Source organism: Armatimonas sp. (assembly GCF_043757465.1).
Classification (GTDB): domain Bacteria; phylum Armatimonadota; class Armatimonadia; order Armatimonadales; family Armatimonadaceae; genus Armatimonas.
In genome coordinates this window covers 1-19,992 of record NZ_JAYVPL010000158.1, presented here as the reverse complement: position 1 = coordinate 19,992, position 19,992 = coordinate 1, and the positions used below count along the sequence as shown (strand labels likewise).

The following is a 19,992-nucleotide window of genomic DNA, read 5'->3' as shown; positions in this document are numbered from 1 at the left end:
CGGGGGTTAGGGGGGAACTTGTAAGGCGATTGCCAATGTCCAATATTTGCCGCCCTCTTCGATACCGTAGTCCCAGTGGCCAGACTCTGCCATGGGGCCTGGCGTGGGGAGTGTTTTCTTTTCTTCCTCTAGCTCCTCTAGCTTCGCAAGGGGCTTTTTATGCTGCTTTTCGTAGGCACGGATCGCGGCGATCACCGGCTGGGCATTAGCGACGACCTGGCGCATTCCGATCTGGCGCTGCTGTTCGTAGCGGGCACGACGGTTTGTCTGGTAGCCTTGGAAGAGTGCTCCCGCGCAGAGAAAGACACCGATGCCAGAGAGGACATTGAGCCAGAGAGTCGGGATGTTGCGCAACATGCTTTATGATACCGCAAACGTCTTCCCACCCGTTCCAGAACCCACCCCGGCTCCGTTCGTTCCTCACTGTGCCAACCCTCCCTTGCAGCAAGGGAGGGTGGACGCGAGTTTTACGAGTGGCCGGGTGGGTTCGAGTGGCCGGGTGGGTTCGAGTGGCCAACGGTGCCCATGTCCAGCACGACTTTGCCGCACTGGCCGGAGCGCATCAGATCCATCCCGTGCTCGAAGTCCGCGAATGGCAGGTGGTGCGTGAGAATCGGCTCGATGTTAATGCGGTTGTTGGCGAGCAGGCTCTGCATCGTAATCCAGGTGTCGTAGAGGCGCCGCCCGACGACGCCGTGGAGCGTCAGGCCCTTGAAGATAATGTCCTCGGAGATGCGCAGCTCAACGGGGCGCGAGGGAATACCCATGAGCGAGACGCGGCCACCGGGGCGGGCGAGGCGCATGGCCTGCTGGATGGCGGGAGGCGCGCCGCTCATCTCTAAAACCACGTCCACTCCCTGGCCATCGGTGGTGTCTAAGACGGCGGCTTCGATGTCATCGCCGGGGATCTGGAACAGGTGATCCGCCCCCACTTTTTCGGCAAGCTCCAGACGGTAGCGCGAGGTATCGGACGCAAAGACCACGCCCGCGCCCAGTGCCCGGCAGACCGCCACGCCAAACAGCCCGATGGGGCCACAGCCCAGCACGGCCACACTGCGCCCCGCCAGCTCACCCTGCATCGCGGCGTGAACCGCGTTTCCGAGAGGATCTTGCAGGCAGGCGATATGCGGTGGGATGCGCGGGTCGTTCTTAATCACACTGGCCTCAGGGACGGCGAAGAACTCGCGGAAGCAGCCGTCGGTGTCCACCCCGAAGATCTGGGTATTACGGCAGACATGGCCTTGGCCCGTGCGGCACTGGAGGCAGTGGCCACAGATTTTATGCGACTCGCCAGAGACAAAATCCCCGACTTTGAGGCTCGTCACGCCCTCCCCCACTTCGACCACCGTCCCCGAGAACTCATGGCCCATGATGACCGGCGGCTTGACGCGCCCAGCGGCCCAGGCATCCCAGCTATAAACATGAAAGTCCGTGCCACAGATGGCAACGGACTGCACTTTGATCAGGACATGACCGAACGGCGCGGTCGTGAGGGTAGGGACGTCTTGTAGCATGGCTCCCTCCCCGGCGAGGGACTTAACAATTGCTTTCATACAGTCCTAATTTTACTACACAGGGCACCTATCCTGCCATCGCCCTGCTCCTGAAGGGTGATTTGTATTATTTCCCTGAGGACGCTAGAATACCTTGACACCATGACCCGATCAAAGAAAATCATTTTTGCGACCCTGGGTATCGCGGCCTCTGTAGGCATAGCATCTGCGCTTTGCTTGGGGAGCCGGATGGCCTCACCCTACCAGGTTCCAGGACAACATAGATACACTATCCATCGCTCTGGTGGAGGATCTATTCCAGATCACTTGACGCTCCCAGAATTACCCTCTGTCTGCCCGACCCCTGCGTCCAAGAAGCCACTGTCACCGTGGGACATTCGGATCAAGTGCAAGCGTTAAACTTCTTGGTGAGGCACTCAAGAAAAAGTAATGAACCTACCCCAAAAAATTATCCTGACGCTTTTGCGCATTGCGACCTCGGTAGGTTGCGCGAGCTTGATCGTCACACCACCGCGAGGGTATCACGTAGCATTATCGGAGAAAGAATTCAGACGCTTGCAGGTGCCACTGCCTAAGCAGGGAGACGAATTTAGTCATGATGTTTTCCTCTATCGCATCTTAGGAACACTTCCCTCACATAATCTTGAAGCGGAGCTTATGATGAGCTGCGGGTTGGGTTTAACAGAGAAACAGATTAAAGCCGAGCATGAGACCATAAAAGCCAAACGGCGAGCCGCGAAAGAGCGCGATGCCCGCGTGATCGCTGAAGTAAAATGAATCGCTGAAGTAAAACGACAAGAAGCCCGAGAAGCGGTTTTGTGACAGGAAATAAGGCACACCATGACATTGACACTTGAAAAACCAGAGACCGGGGCGCGTCTGCTTCGCTTTGCCCAAAAGCGCGGGATGCCTCTTGACGATCTGATAGATGATCTTCTCGACGGCGCAGAAGAGAAAGATGACGAAGACTGGAAAGAAGACCTCTCTACCATCCCAGACATTCTCAAGTATCCAGAACCGGATGCTCTCAAGAGGGCGTTGGAAGACATGGACGCAGGCAAGGGGATTTCGGGGGCAGACTTCCTAGCGGAACTACGCAGACCAGTGGAAGAAATCCCTGCTTTGTGAAGCCTCTCACTCTGATGATCGCACCAGATGCTCTGGCAGAGATCCGTTCTGCTAGGCGCTGGCTTGCCAGCCTTGACACGCGCTCAGAAGTGCGCTTTACCCGTCGTCTAGAGGCTCTGCTTACTCAGCTCTGTGAGGAGCTGCCTGCTAAGATCACTTCAGCTCGCCCACCACTGCTTGACGAAAAAGCCAGCATGGGTATGGTGCGTCCGGTCTTCCAGGAGCGTTTCTACACCAGCGCAAAGAAACCAGCACGCCGAAGCAATGCGAGCACATGGCGCGTCTTCTACGCCCTCCACGATGCCGACAGAGACAAGCAGCCTGAAACCTTAGAACTGCTTCATATCTTCCATGCGGCATCTTCTCTTCCCTGGGATCAGATAGAGGCACTTGAGTTAAACCAGGAGCAAGATGATTCCCCACAGGAGACGGGGTAGATAAAGCCCACTCTAGCCCCCCCAAGCCAAGCCGGACTGCTAGGTAGCGGTAGAATAACCTCATTATGGACACACCGCAGTACCGGCATCTTATCGAGACATTTTTCACGTCGCAGCCCGAGGCGATCACTCAGATATTTCAAGAACTGCTGTCAGCGCTGGAGGCCGAGGGCCAGCACCTGCCCTCGTCGCCCATGTCCCAGAACTACGAGACGGCATCGGTGAATCCCGAGATTCATGTGCTGCCGGGGAACTTAAAAGATGCGCGCGATGCGATCTTTCCGTATTTTTGGGGCACCGATAGCTGGTCGTCGCCGCTGCATCTGGAGAACGTGAAAGGCCCCGCCAGTAACGCGTCGCTGATCGGGGCACTGGCGTGCCTCCTCAAGAACCCCAATCTCTGCACCGACACTTACAGCCAGCGCTCCAATGAGCTGGAAGTAAAAGCGGTGACGGCACTGGCGAACTTACTCTTTTATCACACCGACGATCCCTGGGGCGTCTTTACGATGGGTGGGACGATCTCGAATCTCTACGGCGCGAAGATTGGCATTGAGAAAGTGCTGCCCGGCGCGATGCACCACGGGCTTCAGGGCGCAAAAATAGCGGGGATCGTCAGTGAGGCCAGCCACTACTCCAACCAGAGTGTGGCCGGCTGGCTCGGGATGGGCACGGCGCAGCTCCACTCTATCCCGACGGATGCGAGCTTGGCCATGCGCCTTGACTTACTAGAGGAAAAACTCGAAGCGCTCTACACCGACGGCGTAAAAGTTGCCTACGTGGTCGCGACTTTTGGCACCACGGATACGTTTGGCGTGGACGATGTCGCGGAGATTCGCCGCATCACAGAGACACAGGCACAGAAATTTGGCCAGCCGCGTCCGCAGGTTCACGTGGACGGTGCCGTGGGCTGGGTCTTGTGCTTCTTCAGCGAGTACGACTTAGAGAAAAACCCCCTCGACTTCCCTGAGACACTTCTACCGATCATTGCGCGTGCCAAGACCTGCGCTCACGGCCTGCGAGTCGCAGATAGTATTACCATAGACTTTCATAAGATGGGCTGGGGGCACTATCCAGGTAGCGCGTTTCTCGTGAACCAGCGCTCGGATCTGCGCTACCTCTCACGCAGTGTGGAGCAGATGCCCTACTTCTCCGAGGCCGATGGCCGCCGCGATCCGGCGCTCTTCACGCTTGAGTGCTCTCGCCCCGCGCTCGGCCCCTACACCGTGATGGCTTCGCTCAATGGGATTGGCCTCACCGGCTGGCAAGTTTTAGTGGCACATGCCTTGGAGCAAGCCCAGCGGCTCAAGAATAAGCTCTCGGCGCTAGAGTACTGTCATGTGCTGAACCAGGACACGATTGGGCCGTCGGTGGCGTGGTGGGTGCTCCCCAAGGGCCGCAACGCTCATGAAATTTTCGCAAAACTGGAGGCGGGCCAGCTCACCGACGAAGAGTTTGTACGCTACACCGCCGAAGTACGCCGTCTTTATGAAAAACGAGATCGCACCAAAGACCCGCGTTTAGATGCCCGCCTCTCGTTCACGACAAGCATCGGCTACTGCCCCAGTGGCCGTTCACTTCCCGCCTGGAAAGCCGTCTTTTTCAACCCACGCACTGGCCCGGAGATCGTGGACCGCGTGATTGCAAGCATCGAGGAGCTTTAGATTTGCCCCGATCTATCGCCCCGATGAACGGGGCGACTCATACAGGGCGATTTTTGCGTCATTGAACTTTTTGTTGCCCTCAGTTGTTGATTGAGCAGACGGGATATCCCCGAACTCTTTAGGAGACAAGAAACAACGATGAAACAACTACTCACCCTGGCCACTGCGGCCTTGATCGCGGGAACGATGCTGACCCCTGGCTTTGCTCAAGACAAGATGGGCAAGATGGATAAAATGGGCGGCGAGAAGAAAATGACCGGCAAGATGGACAAGATGGCCGGCAAGATGCAGTGCGCCGAGTGTGCCAAGCTAACCAAAAAAGTGGGTAAGCCCACCGAGTGTACGGCATGTAAAAAGATGCACGCGGCAATGAAGGCAAAGATGTCTAGCGGGAACAAAATGTCGGGCGACAAGAAAAAAATGTAACCCGTCACCGGATCAGCCACTCTAGCCAGGCGTGTAATAGACCTACCCCGCAAATCGCACGCTTCAGGCCTGAGGGCTGATCCCCCAAACCACCGTAGGGGCGCAGAGTCGTGAGCAGAAGCCTTCCCGCTCCGACCTGCGCCTCACACACATAGGCATGGAGTAGCGAGCTACGCGCATCTACACGGGTTAGAATGGGCGTGAGAGGTACTCCGAGAACTTGCTGCATGGCCTCAGGCTCGAAAGCGCAGTCGCTGGCGAGGCCGTAAAGAAGGAAGTCTGTGGACTTCTCATGGGGGAAGTTTCCCCAGCTCGGGTGATCCTCGAAGAGCCGCATGGCTTCCCGAAAGAACGGCAGCTCGGCAGCGGGCAGTCCCCCAAAGGCGGAGGGCTGAAGGTAGAGCACCCGCCCGCCGTTGCGTGTAAAGGCCAGTAGCTCCGGGCTCCAGGCCGTGGCGATGATGACTCCTGGCCCTCCTAATCCCAGTGGCCCCTGGGTAAGTGCAATCATCTTCCAGCCCGTTGCCTCCTCAAACCCTGCTAGCAAGTTCGCTGGGTCGTAGAGGCTGACAGCGCCCCCTGTGCGGGGTGCCACAAATACCCAGAGCGGCCAGGAGTTTTTGGAGAGTGTCTTCCCCGCTGCCGTGAGCTCCACCGAGAGCGTGAGCTTCTGCGGTTGTGCAGGAGCAATAAACTCGATCAGTCCGAGTTCTTTCACCTCGCCGGGTTCCAGTGGCCCCAGAGCGAGCTCACCGCTCTGGCCCGTGCTAACGCTCCAGCGCAGCAGCGCACCGGGGCCGAGATGCTTGCCAAAATGCGAGATGCCCACATGGCGGCGAACACTTTCCCCCTCCTTCACGCCCCAGCGGTCTAGCCACGAAGGCCGATCCCCGCCTGCCGTCCAGGTGCGCCGCCGATCCGGCTCGATAAAGAGCACCGTGTCGGCGTTAAACGCAGACGGGTCGTAGCGTAGCGCCCCAAGATCATCGAAGAGTCCGGCGGTGGAGATGGGCGTGTCGGTGAGGCCGGTGACAACATAGCCCGATGTAAACGGGTAGGAGCGGGTGAGTTCCAGGGTGTGCTTGCGCGCAAGAAGTGCTTGCTTCGCACTCGATGCTTTTAGCTCCGCGAGTCGCGGGAGTAGGCCACTCCCCTCCAGCGTTTTTAGTTGTTCCGTAACACCGACCTCCCAGCGCACGCCCTTCGGGTTCGTCTGTGGGTCGGCGAGTGTCCACCACGGCGGGGTTTTCTGGCGTTTGAGAATTGCGGGCAGATCCCGGAGCGCGTCCTGGTCGTTGAACTCGCCAAAGAGAAAGGGCTGGCGCTCGCGCCAGCGCGGGGCGAAGGCGTCAAACGTCGGGCGGGCGAAGGGCAGATCACAGTAGAGATGAAAGTCCCCGTAGTCGGCGTGCTCGGGAAGCGGGCCACCGTAGCACTCCGCCGAGCCCGAATTATCTCTAATCAGCGGCGAGCCGGTCTGTTTTTTCAGCTCCGCGTAGAGCTTGCCTAGAAAACTCGCGTCCATGCCCTCCCCAATCTCACAGCCCAGTGTCCAGAGAAGAATAGACGGATGATCGCCAATCTGCCGAATGATGCGTGCGTACTCCTGTGGGGTTTGCTTGGTGAAAAAATCGCTTTTCTCGGGGAGCCACAGCGGTAGTTCCACCCAGAGCAACATGCCCAGCCGGTCGGCAAGCTCAAAGTAGACACGCGGCGGAATCCAAAGACAGAGCTTCATCCCATTGAAGCCCAGAGATTTGACACGCTTCAGTTCCTGCTCAAAGACCGAAAGCGATGGGTTCGGGGCCATCGTGCTCTCGTACCAGCCCCAGGAGAGGGGTGCGCGGAAGTAGATTGGCTGGTCGTTGAGAAGAATCCGCTCGCCCTCTACTTGAAGCTTGCGAAAGCCCACGGTTCGTGCCTGCTGATCCGAGAGCACGCCGCTCACTAAGGCAGTGAGCGTGAGTGTGTAGCAGTGCGGTGTCTCCGGGTTCCAGAGTTCTGGCCGGGCAACCTGCAGATCAAACGAGGCTTTCCCCGATTGTGGAACGCCCATCTGACGACCCGCAACCACCGCGCCGTCGTCTGTGCTCAGCCGCAGCTCCAGCACAACCTCCGCTCCCGAAGCCACATTCAGCTCCACATCGCCATGTAGTCGTCCGTCCGCTGCTCCTCTTGCAAACACGGAGGTGATCCGAACGGGGCCGGTAGTGCGCACTCGGACAGCTTGCCACGGGCCGCCCCAGGTTCCCCAAACGTAGGGCAGAAACCCAGCAAGAGTTTGTTTGACGGGAAAGCGCTCGCTGCCGGGCTTCTCCACTTTGAGAGTCAGCTCTCTTGCGTTCACGGGAAGCTCCCAGGCAAACGCATCCCAAAGCCCTGTGTGCTCCCCGATCTTCACCCCATCGGCGAAGCCCTCGCAGTGGTAGGAGACGGCATCCAGCTCCCAGAACAGCCTCTCCCCCTTCACGCTACCTCCCCCGCCGCTCCGCGCCACCCCCTCCGGCTTCGCGAAGGGGGATTTAGTTCGGTACCAGACCGGGCCACAGAGCGCACCGGGGATGCCGTCGCGCTCCCAGCAGCCGGGGACGGTGGCGGCTCGCCACTCTTTCGCACCGTCGCGGCGTAGCTCCCAGCCACTTGCCAGCGCCTCGTCCGGCTCACTCATTGCCCACACTCCCAGGGCCGTTGTCTGCAGAAAACTTCGACGATCCACATCTTGTCATTTTACCGGTAAAATAGACCATGTTGCGCCGTAACCGTCGCTTTCTCGTGCTCGTGAGTCTTCTGGCCTTAATCGCCAGTGCGCTCGCTCTGCGTACCGATCATGAGGTCGCGCGGATTCCGGGAGATTTGGTGCAGTGTGAAACAGACGCTCCCTGGCTCTACTCCAGCGATACCTACCCGCTCCCGGATAACTCAGAGCGCACACTCCAGCGAGAAGCCGACGGCGTGCTTCGGCTCACACGCCCCCCAGAGAATGTTGCCACACACTTTCATAAACCAATCGGTCGTCTGCTGGGCATCACGTCGGACTTTCGGGCAGTGGTTGCGGAGATCAGCTTCCCCAGCCCTCGGCCCCGCGACGGTAAAATCACGCTGAGCAGCACCGGAATCGGGGAGCACCTGTCGCCGAGTCAGTCCACGACATTGCTTCTCCCCAAGACAGTTCAAACCCTCGAAGACGCGGTGCTCTCGCCGGACAGTCAGCAGATTGCCTGGTACTTTACCAGTCGCTACGAGCGCCCGGGAATTGCCCTGCTGCGCCGGATTGCCCCCGGGCTGGCCGAGCGCTTCCCACCACACCGATTGCTAGAAGTCTGGGTCAGCGACACGAAAGGCGGGCAGCTACGCACCGTTGCCGCCCTGCCGGAGAGCCTCCCTGATGGCTGGCACGCCCCCCCGACTCCATCGTCCGTGCTTTACATTGGCTGGAGCCAGAAGACCAGCAAGTTGATGGTCGCCCACACCGGCAAGCACTACCGCCTCCCGTGAGCTACTCAGAGAAGTTCCCTTTGCCGCAACGCCCAGAGGGTACCCCAGGGGAACCGCATTTGTTTTCAGGAGGCAAGAATTGCCAGTAGATTTTTAGGATTCCAGGCAGCCATCTTCCGATAAGTTGGAATTCTACCTTCTGCCCATCACCGATGCCTGCCCTTTTGGCGAAGGTATTGTTAAAAGAGCCCCTTTGACTGTCCGATTTTATAGGACTATTATAAAACGGCTCCAACGATTTATCAGATTCTTTGAGCCAGATGAAGAAAGCCTGGCAAGAATGCTAGCCCGATTATGCAACGTTCTGCCTTCATGGAATCTGGCAATGGATCGAACGAACTGGAAATGGGGCATTGTACACCTCAATATTCTCATGCTCTGCATAGTCGAGGGCTACATCGGATTCCCTCTGACTTGGTTCAGTTTAGAGAAGCAAGGTAAGGGTAATACCAACTCTGATGAACGCATTACCTTGATGAAATCCTTCGTCAAAATCTTTGGGGCCAAGGACTGGCAATTCTTGTCTCCTAAAAACAAAAACGGTTCCCCTGGGTAGTAGACGGCATAGTTTATGCTAGCAACTTCCCTCAATGGCCATTTTAGAAGGACTTCAAACATTTTATCGCTACTGCCGAGGGATGGGCTGGTATCAAGGTCTACAACTGCAGCTTGCAGAACGTAAGGGTCAGGGAATGTTATCCCTGACAATTCCAGGGCTTAAGCATCCGGTTCTCTGTCGTGCGAACCGAGTGGATCGTCTTGCACTCGTTGAGGTTTTATTTGAAAAGCACAACGTGGTTACTCTGTCTGAGGCACCTCAGCTGATTTTTGATGTGGGAGCAAATGTTGGTTATGCAGCCGTGCTCTATGCCAATCTCTATCCCGAAGCACAAATTATTGCACTAGAACCCGCTCCGGAAAACTATCAAATCGCCTGTGAAAATGTTGCGCCGTACCCCAATATTACCCTGATTGCCGGAGCACTCTGGCCACTCCCCGTCACTCTGTCAATTGCGAACCGGGAGGACTGCTCCTGGGCCTATCAGATGCACGAGAAGGCGGGTAGTGAGAGCATTCGTGGCTGGACGATGCCTGAGCTTCTGGAGCAGTTTGCCGTAGAGCGAGTTGATTTCCTTAAAGTGGATATTATGGGGGCGGAGGAACTTGTATTTGCCCAGTCTGCTACCTGGCTCAAAGCAATTCAGGTGGCTCTCATCAAACCACACAGTGTAGCGGCTCGTAATGTACTTTGTGAGGTGTTTGATTCGGTTGGCTTCCCGAGGCAGAAACACGGTGACAAGCTGCTCTTCCGACGAGCTCCGGTCTAAAAGTCTGCTACAATTTCTCTATGGAACTGACTATTTTTGGAACCGCCGCCGCCGAGGGCTGGCCCGCTCCGTTTTGCCGCTGCCCCGCTTGCCAGGAAGCCCGTCGCCGAGGTGGCCCCAATCTCCGCGCACGCTCGGGGGCACTGGTGGGCAATGACCTCAAGATTGACTTTTCCGCCGACACTGTGATGCAGATGCTACGTACCGGGCGTGATCTGACTCAGGTGCGTGCGATTGTCTTCACCCACCAGCACTCGGATCATATTGTCCCTACCGAGCTGGAGTGGGCCTCCGGACCATTCACCAACACACCGCCCGCGCAGCCGATCGCGGTCTTTGGCAATGCGCAGGTGATGGAGATGCTGCACTCGGTTTTCCCCAACCCCACAAAGGCGAATCTGGATCTGCGCCCGGCGCTGGAGGCACTGGTTCCGGTCACTACGCCGATGGGTGATATGATCCTGCCGCTGCCCGCGGACCATGCACCAGGCGCGTTTGTCCTGCGCATCACCCGCAGCAATGGCAAGTCACTCTTCTACGGCCACGACTCCGGACTCTACCCCGAGGCGACGCTGGTGGCGCTAGCGGAGGGGGCGGCACTGGATATCGCGGTCTTTGACTGTACCTACGGCGGGGCAAAGAGCAGCAACAAGGGCCACATGGGCGTGGACGGCGTCGTCCAGATGGCGCAGGCCCTGCGCGACTGTGAAGCGGTAACGGCTAAGACCAAGCTTATCGCCACGCACTTTTCACACAACGGCGGCCTGATGCACGAGGAGTTGGTCGAGGCATTTCTGCCGCACGGAATCGCCGTCGCCTACGATGGCATTGTGGTTCGAGCCTAAGACATTAAAAAATAAACCGGTTGACTAACAGAGTCATCTGTTGTATAATCGGGTTTATCTTTGTTTTGGAGGCTGAACTCTATTGAAAAACCAACGTGGTTTCTCCCGTACAGTGGGCTTTACGTTAATTGAGCTATTAGTTGTCATCGCCATTATCGCGATTCTCGCCGCGATTCTCTTTCCCGTCTTCGCACAGGCCCGTGAAAAGGCCCGACAGACCGCCTGCCTCTCCAACGCGAAGCAGATCGGCGTTGGCCTCATGATGTACACCCAGGATTATGATGAAGTCCTGCCCGGCAACCATATTGGTGCTCCACATAATAACCAGGGCGATGCAGGACTGACCAACGCCGCTGGAACCACTAACCCTCTGGGTTTTATGACTCCTGAGATTCCTGTTGGTTCGACTGTCGTCCGCAACTGGCAGCGTGATATCCAGCCCTATATCAAGAACCTTCAGGTCTACCTCTGCCCCAACACAACCCCACGTTCCAGCTTCAGCGCGGGCAGCGCCTATGCGGAGACCAATGTGGCAGGTGGCGGCAATGGTAGCTACTTCCTTAATGGGATCGTTTCGACCAAATCCATCGCCGCTATTGATGCTCCTGCGGACATTATCTTCGCTCAGGAGTACAAGTTCAAGACCCGTGTTGGCCAGGTGCGTCCCTGCCTTGTGACAGGGCAGACCAATCGCTACTACCAGTTCAATCACCCCTTCTACGATGTGCAGCATGCGGGCGGTAGCACGGGCGGCGCGAACCTGCTCTACTGTGATGGCCATGCGAAGTTCAAGAAGAAGACTGCCATCACGTTCAAGGAGTTCGGAGCCGATGTGATTGCGGGAGTTGCGGCAGGCACTTTAACCAACGTGGATCAGAAGTTCACTGACGAGCTCACGGGCTGTTCCGCCGCAACGGGTGTTTGTGCGGATAACGGACGGCAGCTCAACGCGGCGTTCTAATCTAACCTCTAGCCCCCATAGTGGGAGAAATTACAGGTACACTGGGGACGTTATGACAAATGACATGACGTCCCTTTTCTATTGGAAACCCCCTACAGGCACACAAAAGCCCCACACACGCTACGCGGATCTTTGTGTCTATGGCGGTACGGCGAGCGGTGTGAGCGCGGCGGTGCAGGCGGCTCGGCTAGGGCTGCATGTCCTGCTCATCGTGCCCGAGCGCCATCTCGGTGGTTTGACTACAGGAGGGCTCTCGTTCACGGATACCGGGCGCAAGGAGGCGATTGGCGGGCTGTCACGGGAAGTGTATGCCCGGATCGGGACAAAGTACGGCAAGGCAGAGGAATGGAACTTCGAGCCGCATGTCGCCGAGGAGGTGCTCCGTGAGATGCTTGCCGAGGTGCGGGTCGTGCCCTACTTTGGGCAGTTTCTGGCGTCGGTAAAAAAAAGCCGAGGGCGGATTATCTCACTCACCACCGAAGAGGGCCTCACGGTTGAGGCAGCGGCATTCATTGATGCTACCTACGAGGGTGACTTAATGGCCAAGGCAGGCGTGAGCTACACTGTGGGCCGGGAGAGTAACAAAATCTATGGCGAGACTCTCAACGGGGTACAGATCCGAGACAAGCACCAATTTCTAAAACCCGTCTCACCGTATGTGATCGAAGGCGACCCGAAGAGTGGCCTGCTACCTGGAATTCAGAACCACACACTCCCCGCAGGCAGTGGCGATAAGAGCGTCCAAGCGTACTGTTTTCGCCTCTGCCTGACAAAAACTCCGGCCAACAAAGTTCTCTACCTCAAGCCCGATGGCTACGACTCCAGCAACTACGAGCTGCTCAGACGCTACATCAAGGCGGGTGCCGACGAGTTCTTTAATAAGTTCGATCCCCTCCAAAAAGGCAAGTTCGACAAAAACAACCACGGGGGCTTCTCAACGGACTTTATTGGAGCCAACCACAAGTACCCGGAGGCGAGCTATGCCGAGCGCGAGAAGATCTTCCAAGCGCACGTGCACTACCAGCAGGGTCTCATGTGGTACATGGGCAATGAGCCAACCGTCCCTGCCCCCCTACGCGAGCGCTGGAGTGAGTGGGGGCTATGCCGCGACGAGTTTGTCGAAACCGGCGGCTGGCCCTGGCAGCTCTATATCCGTGAGGCCCGCCGCATGGTCACGGACACCGTGATGACCGAGAAACACTGCAAGGGCAAGCTCAAGGTGGAGGACTCCGTGGGGCTGGGGAGCTACAATATGGATTCTCACAACTGCAACCGCATAATCGTGGAGGGCTTTGTGAAAAACGAGGGTGATGTTCAGACCAGCACTCCCCCGTACGCCATCTCATACCGCTCGATTGTTCCCCGTGAGCGCGAGTGCAGGAATCTTTTTGTGCCCGTGTGTCTTGCCTCCAGTCACATCGCCTACGGCTCAATCCGTATGGAACCGGTTTTCATGATTCTGGGGCAATCATCGGCGCTCGCGGCTTGGCTCTTCATTGAGGGAGGATTCGCCTCCGTTCAGGAGCTCCCCTATGCCCTCCTGGAATCGGCTTTGCGCCAGGCCAAGCAGGTGCTGGCCTGGCGTGCCTGATTATTTTCCGCGTCCGGAGGCCTTGGGAAGCCGGGCGGCGGCGGGTGGTGCCGAGGGAGTGGGTTTGGCGGAGCTCCCTTCCTCGCCGTTTGCGTTAGACGCGGCACCGGGCTTGGGCTGCCCCGCACTGCGGTACTGCTCCAGAATCTTTGCTGCTGCCGGCGAGAGTGCCGGTTTTTTCTTACTTGCTGCCATCGTATTCCCTCCTAGGATCCCATAAACGACTTAGGATCGTCTAAACTGGTTTCCGGGCTGACGCTGAATCAGGCCCTTCATCTCCAGCATTGTTGCGGCCACCATCGCTTGCGCGGGGGCCAGTGCCGCTGCCTCAGCGGCATCATCTAGGCTGACCGGCGTACCTGAAAGCTGTTCGAACAGTACCGCCTCGTCGGGTGGAAGCTCGGGCAGAGGCTTTTTAGGCTCCGGTATATTTTCTTCGACCTCCAGCAGCAGCGTTAAGTTCACTGGCAATATTGAGTTCACTCGCTGCGGGCTGACGGCCAGAACTTCTAAAATATCCTCGGGACAGTCCGCCAGCGATGCACCGTCTTGCACGAGCTTGTGCCCACCGCGCGAGCGCCCTGTATCCACCGGCCCAGGTACCACCCAGACATCGCGCCCGTACTCGGCGGCATTGCGCGCCGTGATCAGTGCGCCAGACTGCTCAGGAGATTCTATCACCAGAGTTGCTTGCGAGAGTGCGGCGATAATCCGGTTGCGTGCGGGAAAGCGCCAGGGCTCGGGTTTGGTACCGATCGGGAACTCACTGACAAGAGCGCCCCCCTTTGCGACAATCTGCTCAAAGAGGGAGCGGTTCTCGGCGGGGTAGACATAGTCTAGGCCACATGCTACCACGGCAACGGTTGCACCTCCGGCCTCCAGTGCTCCCCGGTGGGCCGCCGTGTCCACCCCAGCGGCTCCACCAGAGACCACACTGAAACCCGCTTCCGCAAAAGCGTGCGCAAAGCGCACTGCCTGCGTCTTGCCATAGGGAGTTGCCCGCCGAGAGCCAACAATCGCCAGGCCCGGAGTGGAGGGCAGGTGCCCCCGAACAAAAAGTATGGCAGGAGAATCGTCGAAGTGCCGCAGCTCTGCAGGATAGTCCAGATCGGTTGTTAGAAACGCCTGGATACCTAGGGTCTGCGCCTGATCCAGGAGGCTTGTGGGAACAACCGCCCGGGCAGCCCGCTCCAACCGGCTCTGCTGAGCGGGCGTCAGCCCCAGGGTCTGGCCCAGGGCAGCTTCGGGATCGCCGCCTGATGCCTCCAGCAGCAGCCGGAGACGGTGAGGGGGAAGCATCGCCTCGGTAAGACGATGGCACGCAAGAAATACAGCACTCTCAGCGGAAATAGGCATCTTATTGAATAACGAAGCGGGCGAAAGCTAGTGCTCTCGCCCGCGGGATAGAATGGGAAGGGAGCTAGCCGCCGCCGCCCGGGCGTGAGCCGCCACCACCACCGCGCGAGCTGCCACCACCACGCGAGCTGCCACCACCACCGCGCCCAACACCGCCCGCACCAGCTCCACCGCCTATGCCAGTTCCCGCTCCTGCTCCCGTGCGCGGGGGAGCAGCCAGGTCAGGAAGCCCCACACGCTCCGGTAGGCTATTATCTACCACGAACGACCAGGTCTCCACGGTCTCATTACCGCGCCAGTCTTTAGCGCGCATCGTCACCACGTGCCGTCCATTAGCAAGCGGGGGATCAACCAGGCGGCCACTAGATTGTGTTTTGTAAGATAACAGCCCACTCTTAAGACTATAAGTCGCAGTCACTTCTTTGCCATCCAGAGCCACCGACACGCTCTCACTGTTCAGCCCACTGCCAAAATCTTTCACCTTGGCGGCAACAAGAAACGGAGGTTTACCGTTCAGTGCACTACCGGCTTTGGGATAGTGCCCGGTAAAAAGAGGGCCGGTCGTGTCCGGCGCATCGGCACGAAACGCGGTCAGGGTGCCATCGCTAGAAAGTGCATAGAGTGTCCCGCCAGAGAGAGCCAGGGGAGCCGCGACAATGGTTTCCAAAGTGGGTGTGGTATTGGGCCGACTGGTAACGGGCTGGAGCTGATACGCCCAGAGCAAGCCACCCTCCGCTTTATCAATCCCCATGAGCGTCCCCCGCTGACCAGGGACATAGATTACCTCACCCGAGACAATCGGGGCACCTGCCGGTGCATAGGGAAGTTTCACCGGTTTTTTCCAGTGCTCACGCCCGTTATCTTTGAGAGCGTAGAGCAGGCCACCGTCCCCATTTGCGTCTTTGCATCCCACATAGGCGATTCCCTCTGAGAGTGCGGGGGCTGCCAAGATATCGTTAGGCAGGTTGCGGTACCACCGGACAGAGCCCGAAGCGGGGAGGACGGAGTACAGTGCGGGCCCGGTCGCGACGAAGATACTGTTGCCAGCGAAGGTCATTCCGTGCGGCAGAAACGTGTAAGGCAAGCGGGTTTTCCAGCGGAAATTTCCAGTGGCTTGCTTGATCCCGTGAATCTGGTTGTCCGTCGTCTGGAAGAGCATCATGTCGCCTGCGAGCAGAGGCGCGGAGCTGATTCCCTCCCCAGCCGCGTAGGCGTAGCCCACACTGCGGCGGTTGCGGGTGTCCATTTGGCTCCAGCGCTTCTCGCCGGTCTGGGCATCGAGGGCGTAGAACATGCCATCATTAGACCCAAAGTAGAGTGTCCCGTTCTCGATAATCGGAGCAGACTCAATGCGACGGCCTAGCTGGAACGGGCCACCGACCTCCGCACCGGTCTTGGCGTCCAGTATATAGAGCGTCCCACCTGAGGAGCCGACGTAGAGCTTGCCATTATCATGAGTGACAGTGGTCGTAAAGTACTTTCCCCCCGCCAGTCCGTTGGTGTCCTGAGGGTAGGACCACTTGCGTTCACCGGTCTTGGTGTCCAGTGCGTAGAGAATCCCGCCCTGCTGATTGCTGGCGCGGGTACTGAAGTAGACGGTATTACCGATGATCACAGGAGACGTAATGTTATTGTTCTGAACTCCCCCAGTAAAACGCCAGAGTACCGAGAGCGGTGGCTTGATCGCCTCAGCGGCGATGCCCGTTCGCTGCGTGTCGCCACGTAGCTGGGGCCAGTCCGCCGCCGCCGCTCCGAGCGCGGCAATTCCAGAGGTCAGCGCCAGCGCGGCGGCTGCGCCGACGCGGGCACGTTGAGTGCGACGAGAAATTCGCATGGTTTATCCTTCGACACGGCCTAGAGATGTCAGCTAATTATAGCGGTGTGTTTACTTTCTGTCAAACGAATTGCGATATAATCAGCCCATGAAGACAATAACTTTTCTTGCTCTGGCAGCAGTGATAGCCGCCATTGGTGCTCCCGTACGCGCCCAGGATGAGCGTCTTGCCCCCGAACAGCGCCTCACACGCCCCCGTCCCTTGGAGACCGTGCTCCAAACGCTTACCAAAAACTCGGGGATTCCCGTGGTCGCGGAGTCGTCACTTGCGGGTGCCCAGGCCGACTACCCACGTGAGAGCGCCACCCCTCAGAACCTCGAAACGCTTCTGGACAAAGTGGTAAAATCGCTCCCACCAGGCACTGTCTGGAAGAAAGCCATGCTCCCTGCCAGCACGCGCTTCTACCGGGGCGATGATGTGGCCGCGTTTCTGGATATCCAGACCCGCATGTTTGGCCGCTCCTCAGAGAAGCCCAGCGAGCCGGGAATCGTCGAGGTGCTGGGTCAGAAGCTCTCCCAGGAGAGAGCCTCTCCCGTCGTCACGACACTGGGTCTCAAGCCGGTTTATGTGCTGTTTAACCCCAACAACCGCCGCTCCGCCGACGGTATCACAGGAGCCAATGGGCAGACAGACTTCTCTCAGATTCTGGGGAATTTCACCAACATGGATCCAACAGCGCGCATGAAACTCATGCAGCAGTTCGGCCAGATGATGCAATACATGACACCAGAGCAGCGCCGCCAGATGTTAGGCGGCGGTGAGAATGTTACTTTCGCCGTCCCCATTCGCGGAGTCGCGATCCCCCTAAAATAAAGAAAACATACGCCATTAGACCTTGGGCTCTTGCTGGGTCGTGCAGTGGATGCTCCCACCTCCGGCTGCAATCGCGTCCACGTTGAGCTGGATAATTTCGCGTCCGGGGAATGCGCTCTTGAGCGCAGCTTTCGCGGCTTTGTCCGCCTTGTTATCGCCAAACTCCGGGGAGATCACAGCGCCGTTGCAGACATAGAATCCAATGTAGCCCGCGGCGAACTCATCGTTTTCGTAGGCTTTACGAACTTTCTCTGGCCCTTCCAGCGTGATAACTTTTAGCTTGTGCTCCTTGGCATCTTTGGCGCTGCGCAAAACACTCAGGTTTTTCTTTGTCACGGCATGATCATACGACTCAAGGTCGGGGTCATAGCCCGCCAAAACAACACCGGGGCTGGCAAAACGTGCATAGAAGTCCGTGTGACCGTCGGTGATGTCTTTGTTTTTAATGCCGGGAATCCAGATAATCTTGTCTAGGCCCAGCAGGCGCTTCAGCTCGATTTCGCACTTGGATTTCGAGACACCGGGATTACGGTTAGCATTAAGTACGCAGCTCTCGGAGATAATCGCAGTACCGTGCCCATCCACTTCGATGCCGCCGCCCTCCAGAATCAGCTCCGTTTCCAGAGCGTGGACATTCGCGTGCTCAGTGACAAATCCAGCGACTTCGGCATCTTTCTTGAAGGCTTGCTTCTCGCCCCAGCCATTGAAATTAAAGTCAATCCCACGAATCTCGCCGACTTTATTGACCACAAAAACGGGGCCAGTGTCGCGCATCCAGAGATCGTCGAGTGCGCACTCGACCAGCTCCACTTGCGCGGAGCCAATGAGCTTTTGAGCCGGCGCGTGCTCGTCTTTGCGCACCAGCATCGTCACGGGCTCGTACTTTGCAATCGTCCGAGCGATCAGCGCTAAGTTGCGCTGCACTTCGGGAAGGAGCTTCCCTCCCCAGACTTTCTTGCTCGCCCCAAACGCCATCCAGGTTCGCTTATGCGGCTCCGATTCATCGGGCATTCGCCAGTATTCCATAGGGCAAAGTTTACAGGCGATAGGCCATCTTAGCGAGATTATAGCAAAGTGCTCCTGCCATAGACACCGCCTCTTCTTCGTCTATGAGATGCTCGACGATAAGCCCGGCGAGCCAGTCAGACACCACGCGCCGCCAGACATCGTGGCGGGCGGGAATGGAGCAAAACGCGCGGGTGTCGTCGTTGAAGCCCGCGAGATTCCAGATGCCCGCGGTCTCGACCACGCTGTCCAGGAAGCGCCGCATCCCGAGGCGGCTATCAAAAAACCACCACGGCGGCCCCAGACGTAGCGCGGGGTAGTGCCCCGTCAGCGGCGCCATCTCTCGTGAGTAGAGTGTCTCATCGAGCGTGAACAGAACCAGTGAGAGGCGCGGGTCGCTGCCAAAGGCACTGAGCAGCGGCACTAAGTTACGTGTGAACTCCCCCGCGACAGGAATATCGGCACCTTTATCGGCCCCAAATTTTTCAAAGACCGAGGGGCTGTGATTACGGTAGCTCCCGATATGAAGCTGCATCGTCAGGCCATCCTCGGCGCTCATTCCGGCAAGCGTGAAGAGCATGTGCGCCATAAAGCGCGGCGCATCGCCGGGCTCACTCTTGCCCTGAAGGGCTCTCTCAAAGATCGCGCGGGCTTCTGACTCACGGAGCGGCGTGGTATCCGCAGTGACGGCGGCGTGGTCGGTCGCGGTGGCTCCCAGGCTCGCAAAAAACGCCCGGCGATTGCGAAGTGCCTCAAGAAAGCTTGCGTAGCCAGTGATGCTCACGCCACTTGCGCTCTCCAGTGCCGTGGTATTCTCGCGCCAGCCCAGCGCCTCCAGATTCACAACAGCATCGGGCCGAAATGTCGGCAGAATGCGCCCCGTCCAGCCCGAGTCACGGATGCTCTTGTGATGGTCTAGCAAGTCGCTCGCCGCATCTGTCGTGCAGAGAGCTTCGATCTTAAACTGCTCAAAGAGCGCACGGGGCCGAAAGTCAGGCATTTCGAGCTTGGCCGCGATCTGGTCGTAGAGGCGCATGGCGCTGGCGGCGCTGGGCTTCTCCGCTATTTCAAAGACCTCGACCAGCTCCTGAGTCAGCCACTGACCACTCGGAGTTCCTGCAAAGAGAGAGAAATGCTCGCAAAATACCTGCCAGATCTTCCGGTGGTCGCTCTCGGTCGGGCCGCCGTCGCGCCGTGGGATTCCCTGCGCCTCCAGCGAGACGCCCTGGGAGTAGAGCATCCGAAAGACATAGTGATCGGGGATGAGTAAAAGCTCCGTGGGGCTGCCAAAGCGATAATCCGGGTCAGAGAAGAGCGCCGGATCCACGTGGCCATGCGGACAGACGAGTGGCAGGTCTTTCACCGCCGCGTAGAGCATCCGGGCGACCCCACGGCGGGCGGGCTCCGGCGAAAAACAGCGATCAGGATGGAGAAACATACCCAGAGATTCTCTCCAAACCGGTTCATTTCCTTCAATCCAGCTCCTCCCTCCACGGTCATTCAGTTTTAACCTCCCCCTGCCTCGTTCCTCGGCTTCCCCCTCCGGCTCTCGGTCGTTCCTCCCTGCGAAGGGGGACAAAATAGGAATCTGACT

Annotated in this window: 20 protein-coding genes; 12 read left to right on the top strand and 8 right to left on the bottom strand. The window is 58.2% G+C overall.

Annotated features, from left to right (window positions below):
• Window positions 1-6: 6 nt before the first annotated feature.
• On the bottom strand, window positions 7-357 hold the full coding sequence (locus ACH2ED_RS21995; RefSeq protein WP_395094879.1) for a hypothetical protein: 351 nt from the start codon (window positions 355-357) through the stop codon (window positions 7-9).
• Window positions 358-467: 110 nt separating this feature from the next.
• On the bottom strand, window positions 468-1,553 hold the full coding sequence (tdh, locus tag ACH2ED_RS21990; protein WP_395094878.1) for an L-threonine 3-dehydrogenase: 1,086 nt from the start codon (window positions 1,551-1,553) through the stop codon (window positions 468-470).
• A gap of 390 nt (window positions 1,554-1,943) precedes the next feature.
• Here tdh and ACH2ED_RS21985 point away from each other — a divergent pair, with 390 nt between their 5' ends.
• From ACH2ED_RS21985 to ACH2ED_RS21965, 5 genes are all read left to right on the top strand, one after another.
• The gene (locus ACH2ED_RS21985) at window positions 1,944-2,291 is read left to right on the top strand and encodes a hypothetical protein (protein WP_395094877.1); all 348 of its coding nucleotides are present in this window, start codon (window positions 1,944-1,946) and stop codon (window positions 2,289-2,291) included.
• A gap of 63 nt (window positions 2,292-2,354) precedes the next feature.
• Window positions 2,355-2,642: a hypothetical protein gene (locus tag ACH2ED_RS21980; RefSeq protein WP_395094876.1), complete on the top strand. Its 288-nt coding sequence runs from the start codon at window positions 2,355-2,357 to the stop codon at window positions 2,640-2,642.
• The gene (locus ACH2ED_RS21975) at window positions 2,639-3,079 is read left to right on the top strand and encodes a hypothetical protein (protein WP_395094875.1); all 441 of its coding nucleotides are present in this window, start codon (window positions 2,639-2,641) and stop codon (window positions 3,077-3,079) included. The genes ACH2ED_RS21980 and ACH2ED_RS21975 overlap by 4 nt, the downstream gene beginning before the upstream one ends.
• Before the next feature lie 65 nt (window positions 3,080-3,144).
• Window positions 3,145-4,743 (top strand): pyridoxal phosphate-dependent decarboxylase family protein, encoded by a 1,599-nt coding sequence (locus tag ACH2ED_RS21970; RefSeq protein WP_395094874.1) that lies wholly within the window; start codon window positions 3,145-3,147, stop codon window positions 4,741-4,743.
• Window positions 4,744-4,881: 138 nt separating this feature from the next.
• Window positions 4,882-5,169, top strand: a complete 288-nt coding sequence (locus ACH2ED_RS21965; protein ID WP_395094873.1) for a hypothetical protein — start codon at window positions 4,882-4,884, stop codon at window positions 5,167-5,169.
• A 4-nt stretch (window positions 5,170-5,173) separates the two neighbouring features.
• Here ACH2ED_RS21965 and ACH2ED_RS21960 read toward each other — a convergent pair whose 3' ends face one another.
• The gene (locus ACH2ED_RS21960) at window positions 5,174-7,885 is read right to left on the bottom strand and encodes a glycoside hydrolase (protein WP_395094872.1); all 2,712 of its coding nucleotides are present in this window, start codon (window positions 7,883-7,885) and stop codon (window positions 5,174-5,176) included.
• A 29-nt stretch (window positions 7,886-7,914) separates the two neighbouring features.
• Here ACH2ED_RS21960 and ACH2ED_RS21955 point away from each other — a divergent pair, with 29 nt between their 5' ends.
• From ACH2ED_RS21955 to ACH2ED_RS21930, 6 genes are all read left to right on the top strand, one after another.
• Window positions 7,915-8,664 (top strand): hypothetical protein, encoded by a 750-nt coding sequence (locus ACH2ED_RS21955; RefSeq protein WP_395094871.1) that lies wholly within the window; start codon window positions 7,915-7,917, stop codon window positions 8,662-8,664.
• A 325-nt stretch (window positions 8,665-8,989) separates the two neighbouring features.
• Window positions 8,990-9,220, top strand: a complete 231-nt coding sequence (locus ACH2ED_RS21950) for a hypothetical protein (protein ID WP_395094870.1) — start codon at window positions 8,990-8,992, stop codon at window positions 9,218-9,220.
• A 34-nt stretch (window positions 9,221-9,254) separates the two neighbouring features.
• A complete protein-coding gene (locus tag ACH2ED_RS21945) occupies window positions 9,255-9,992 on the top strand; it encodes an FkbM family methyltransferase (RefSeq protein WP_395094869.1) in 738 nt (245 codons plus the stop codon).
• Window positions 9,993-10,012: 20 nt separating this feature from the next.
• Window positions 10,013-10,837, top strand: a complete 825-nt coding sequence (locus ACH2ED_RS21940) for an MBL fold metallo-hydrolase (protein ID WP_395094868.1) — start codon at window positions 10,013-10,015, stop codon at window positions 10,835-10,837.
• A gap of 82 nt (window positions 10,838-10,919) precedes the next feature.
• The gene (locus ACH2ED_RS21935; protein WP_395094867.1) at window positions 10,920-11,798 is read left to right on the top strand and encodes a DUF1559 domain-containing protein; all 879 of its coding nucleotides are present in this window, start codon (window positions 10,920-10,922) and stop codon (window positions 11,796-11,798) included.
• Window positions 11,799-11,850: 52 nt separating this feature from the next.
• The gene (locus tag ACH2ED_RS21930) at window positions 11,851-13,389 is read left to right on the top strand and encodes an FAD-dependent oxidoreductase (RefSeq protein WP_395094866.1); all 1,539 of its coding nucleotides are present in this window, start codon (window positions 11,851-11,853) and stop codon (window positions 13,387-13,389) included.
• Here ACH2ED_RS21930 and ACH2ED_RS21925 read toward each other — a convergent pair whose 3' ends face one another.
• The 3 genes from ACH2ED_RS21925 to ACH2ED_RS21915 all read right to left on the bottom strand — a co-directional run bounded on the left by ACH2ED_RS21925 (window position 13,390) and on the right by ACH2ED_RS21915 (window position 16,579).
• The gene (locus ACH2ED_RS21925; RefSeq protein WP_309687845.1) at window positions 13,390-13,584 is read right to left on the bottom strand and encodes a hypothetical protein; all 195 of its coding nucleotides are present in this window, start codon (window positions 13,582-13,584) and stop codon (window positions 13,390-13,392) included.
• A 30-nt stretch (window positions 13,585-13,614) separates the two neighbouring features.
• Complete coding sequence (gene dprA, locus ACH2ED_RS21920; RefSeq protein WP_395094865.1) at window positions 13,615-14,745, bottom strand: DNA-processing protein DprA; 1,131 nt, start codon at window positions 14,743-14,745, stop codon at window positions 13,615-13,617.
• Between the two features lie 64 nt (window positions 14,746-14,809).
• Window positions 14,810-16,579, bottom strand: a complete 1,770-nt coding sequence (locus ACH2ED_RS21915; protein WP_395094864.1) for a PQQ-binding-like beta-propeller repeat protein — start codon at window positions 16,577-16,579, stop codon at window positions 14,810-14,812.
• 88 nt (window positions 16,580-16,667) lie between these two features.
• Between ACH2ED_RS21915 and ACH2ED_RS21910 the strand changes: the two genes are divergently transcribed.
• Complete coding sequence (locus tag ACH2ED_RS21910; protein WP_395094863.1) at window positions 16,668-17,393, top strand: hypothetical protein; 726 nt, start codon at window positions 16,668-16,670, stop codon at window positions 17,391-17,393.
• Window positions 17,394-17,408: 15 nt separating this feature from the next.
• On the opposite strand, the gene ACH2ED_RS21905 is transcribed toward ACH2ED_RS21910, so the two are convergent.
• A complete protein-coding gene (locus ACH2ED_RS21905; protein WP_395094862.1) occupies window positions 17,409-18,419 on the bottom strand; it encodes an agmatine/peptidylarginine deiminase in 1,011 nt (336 codons plus the stop codon).
• A gap of 10 nt (window positions 18,420-18,429) precedes the next feature.
• On the bottom strand, window positions 18,430-19,836 hold the full coding sequence (gene uxaC / locus ACH2ED_RS21900; protein WP_395094861.1) for a glucuronate isomerase: 1,407 nt from the start codon (window positions 19,834-19,836) through the stop codon (window positions 18,430-18,432).
• Window positions 19,837-19,992: the final 156 nt, after the last annotated feature.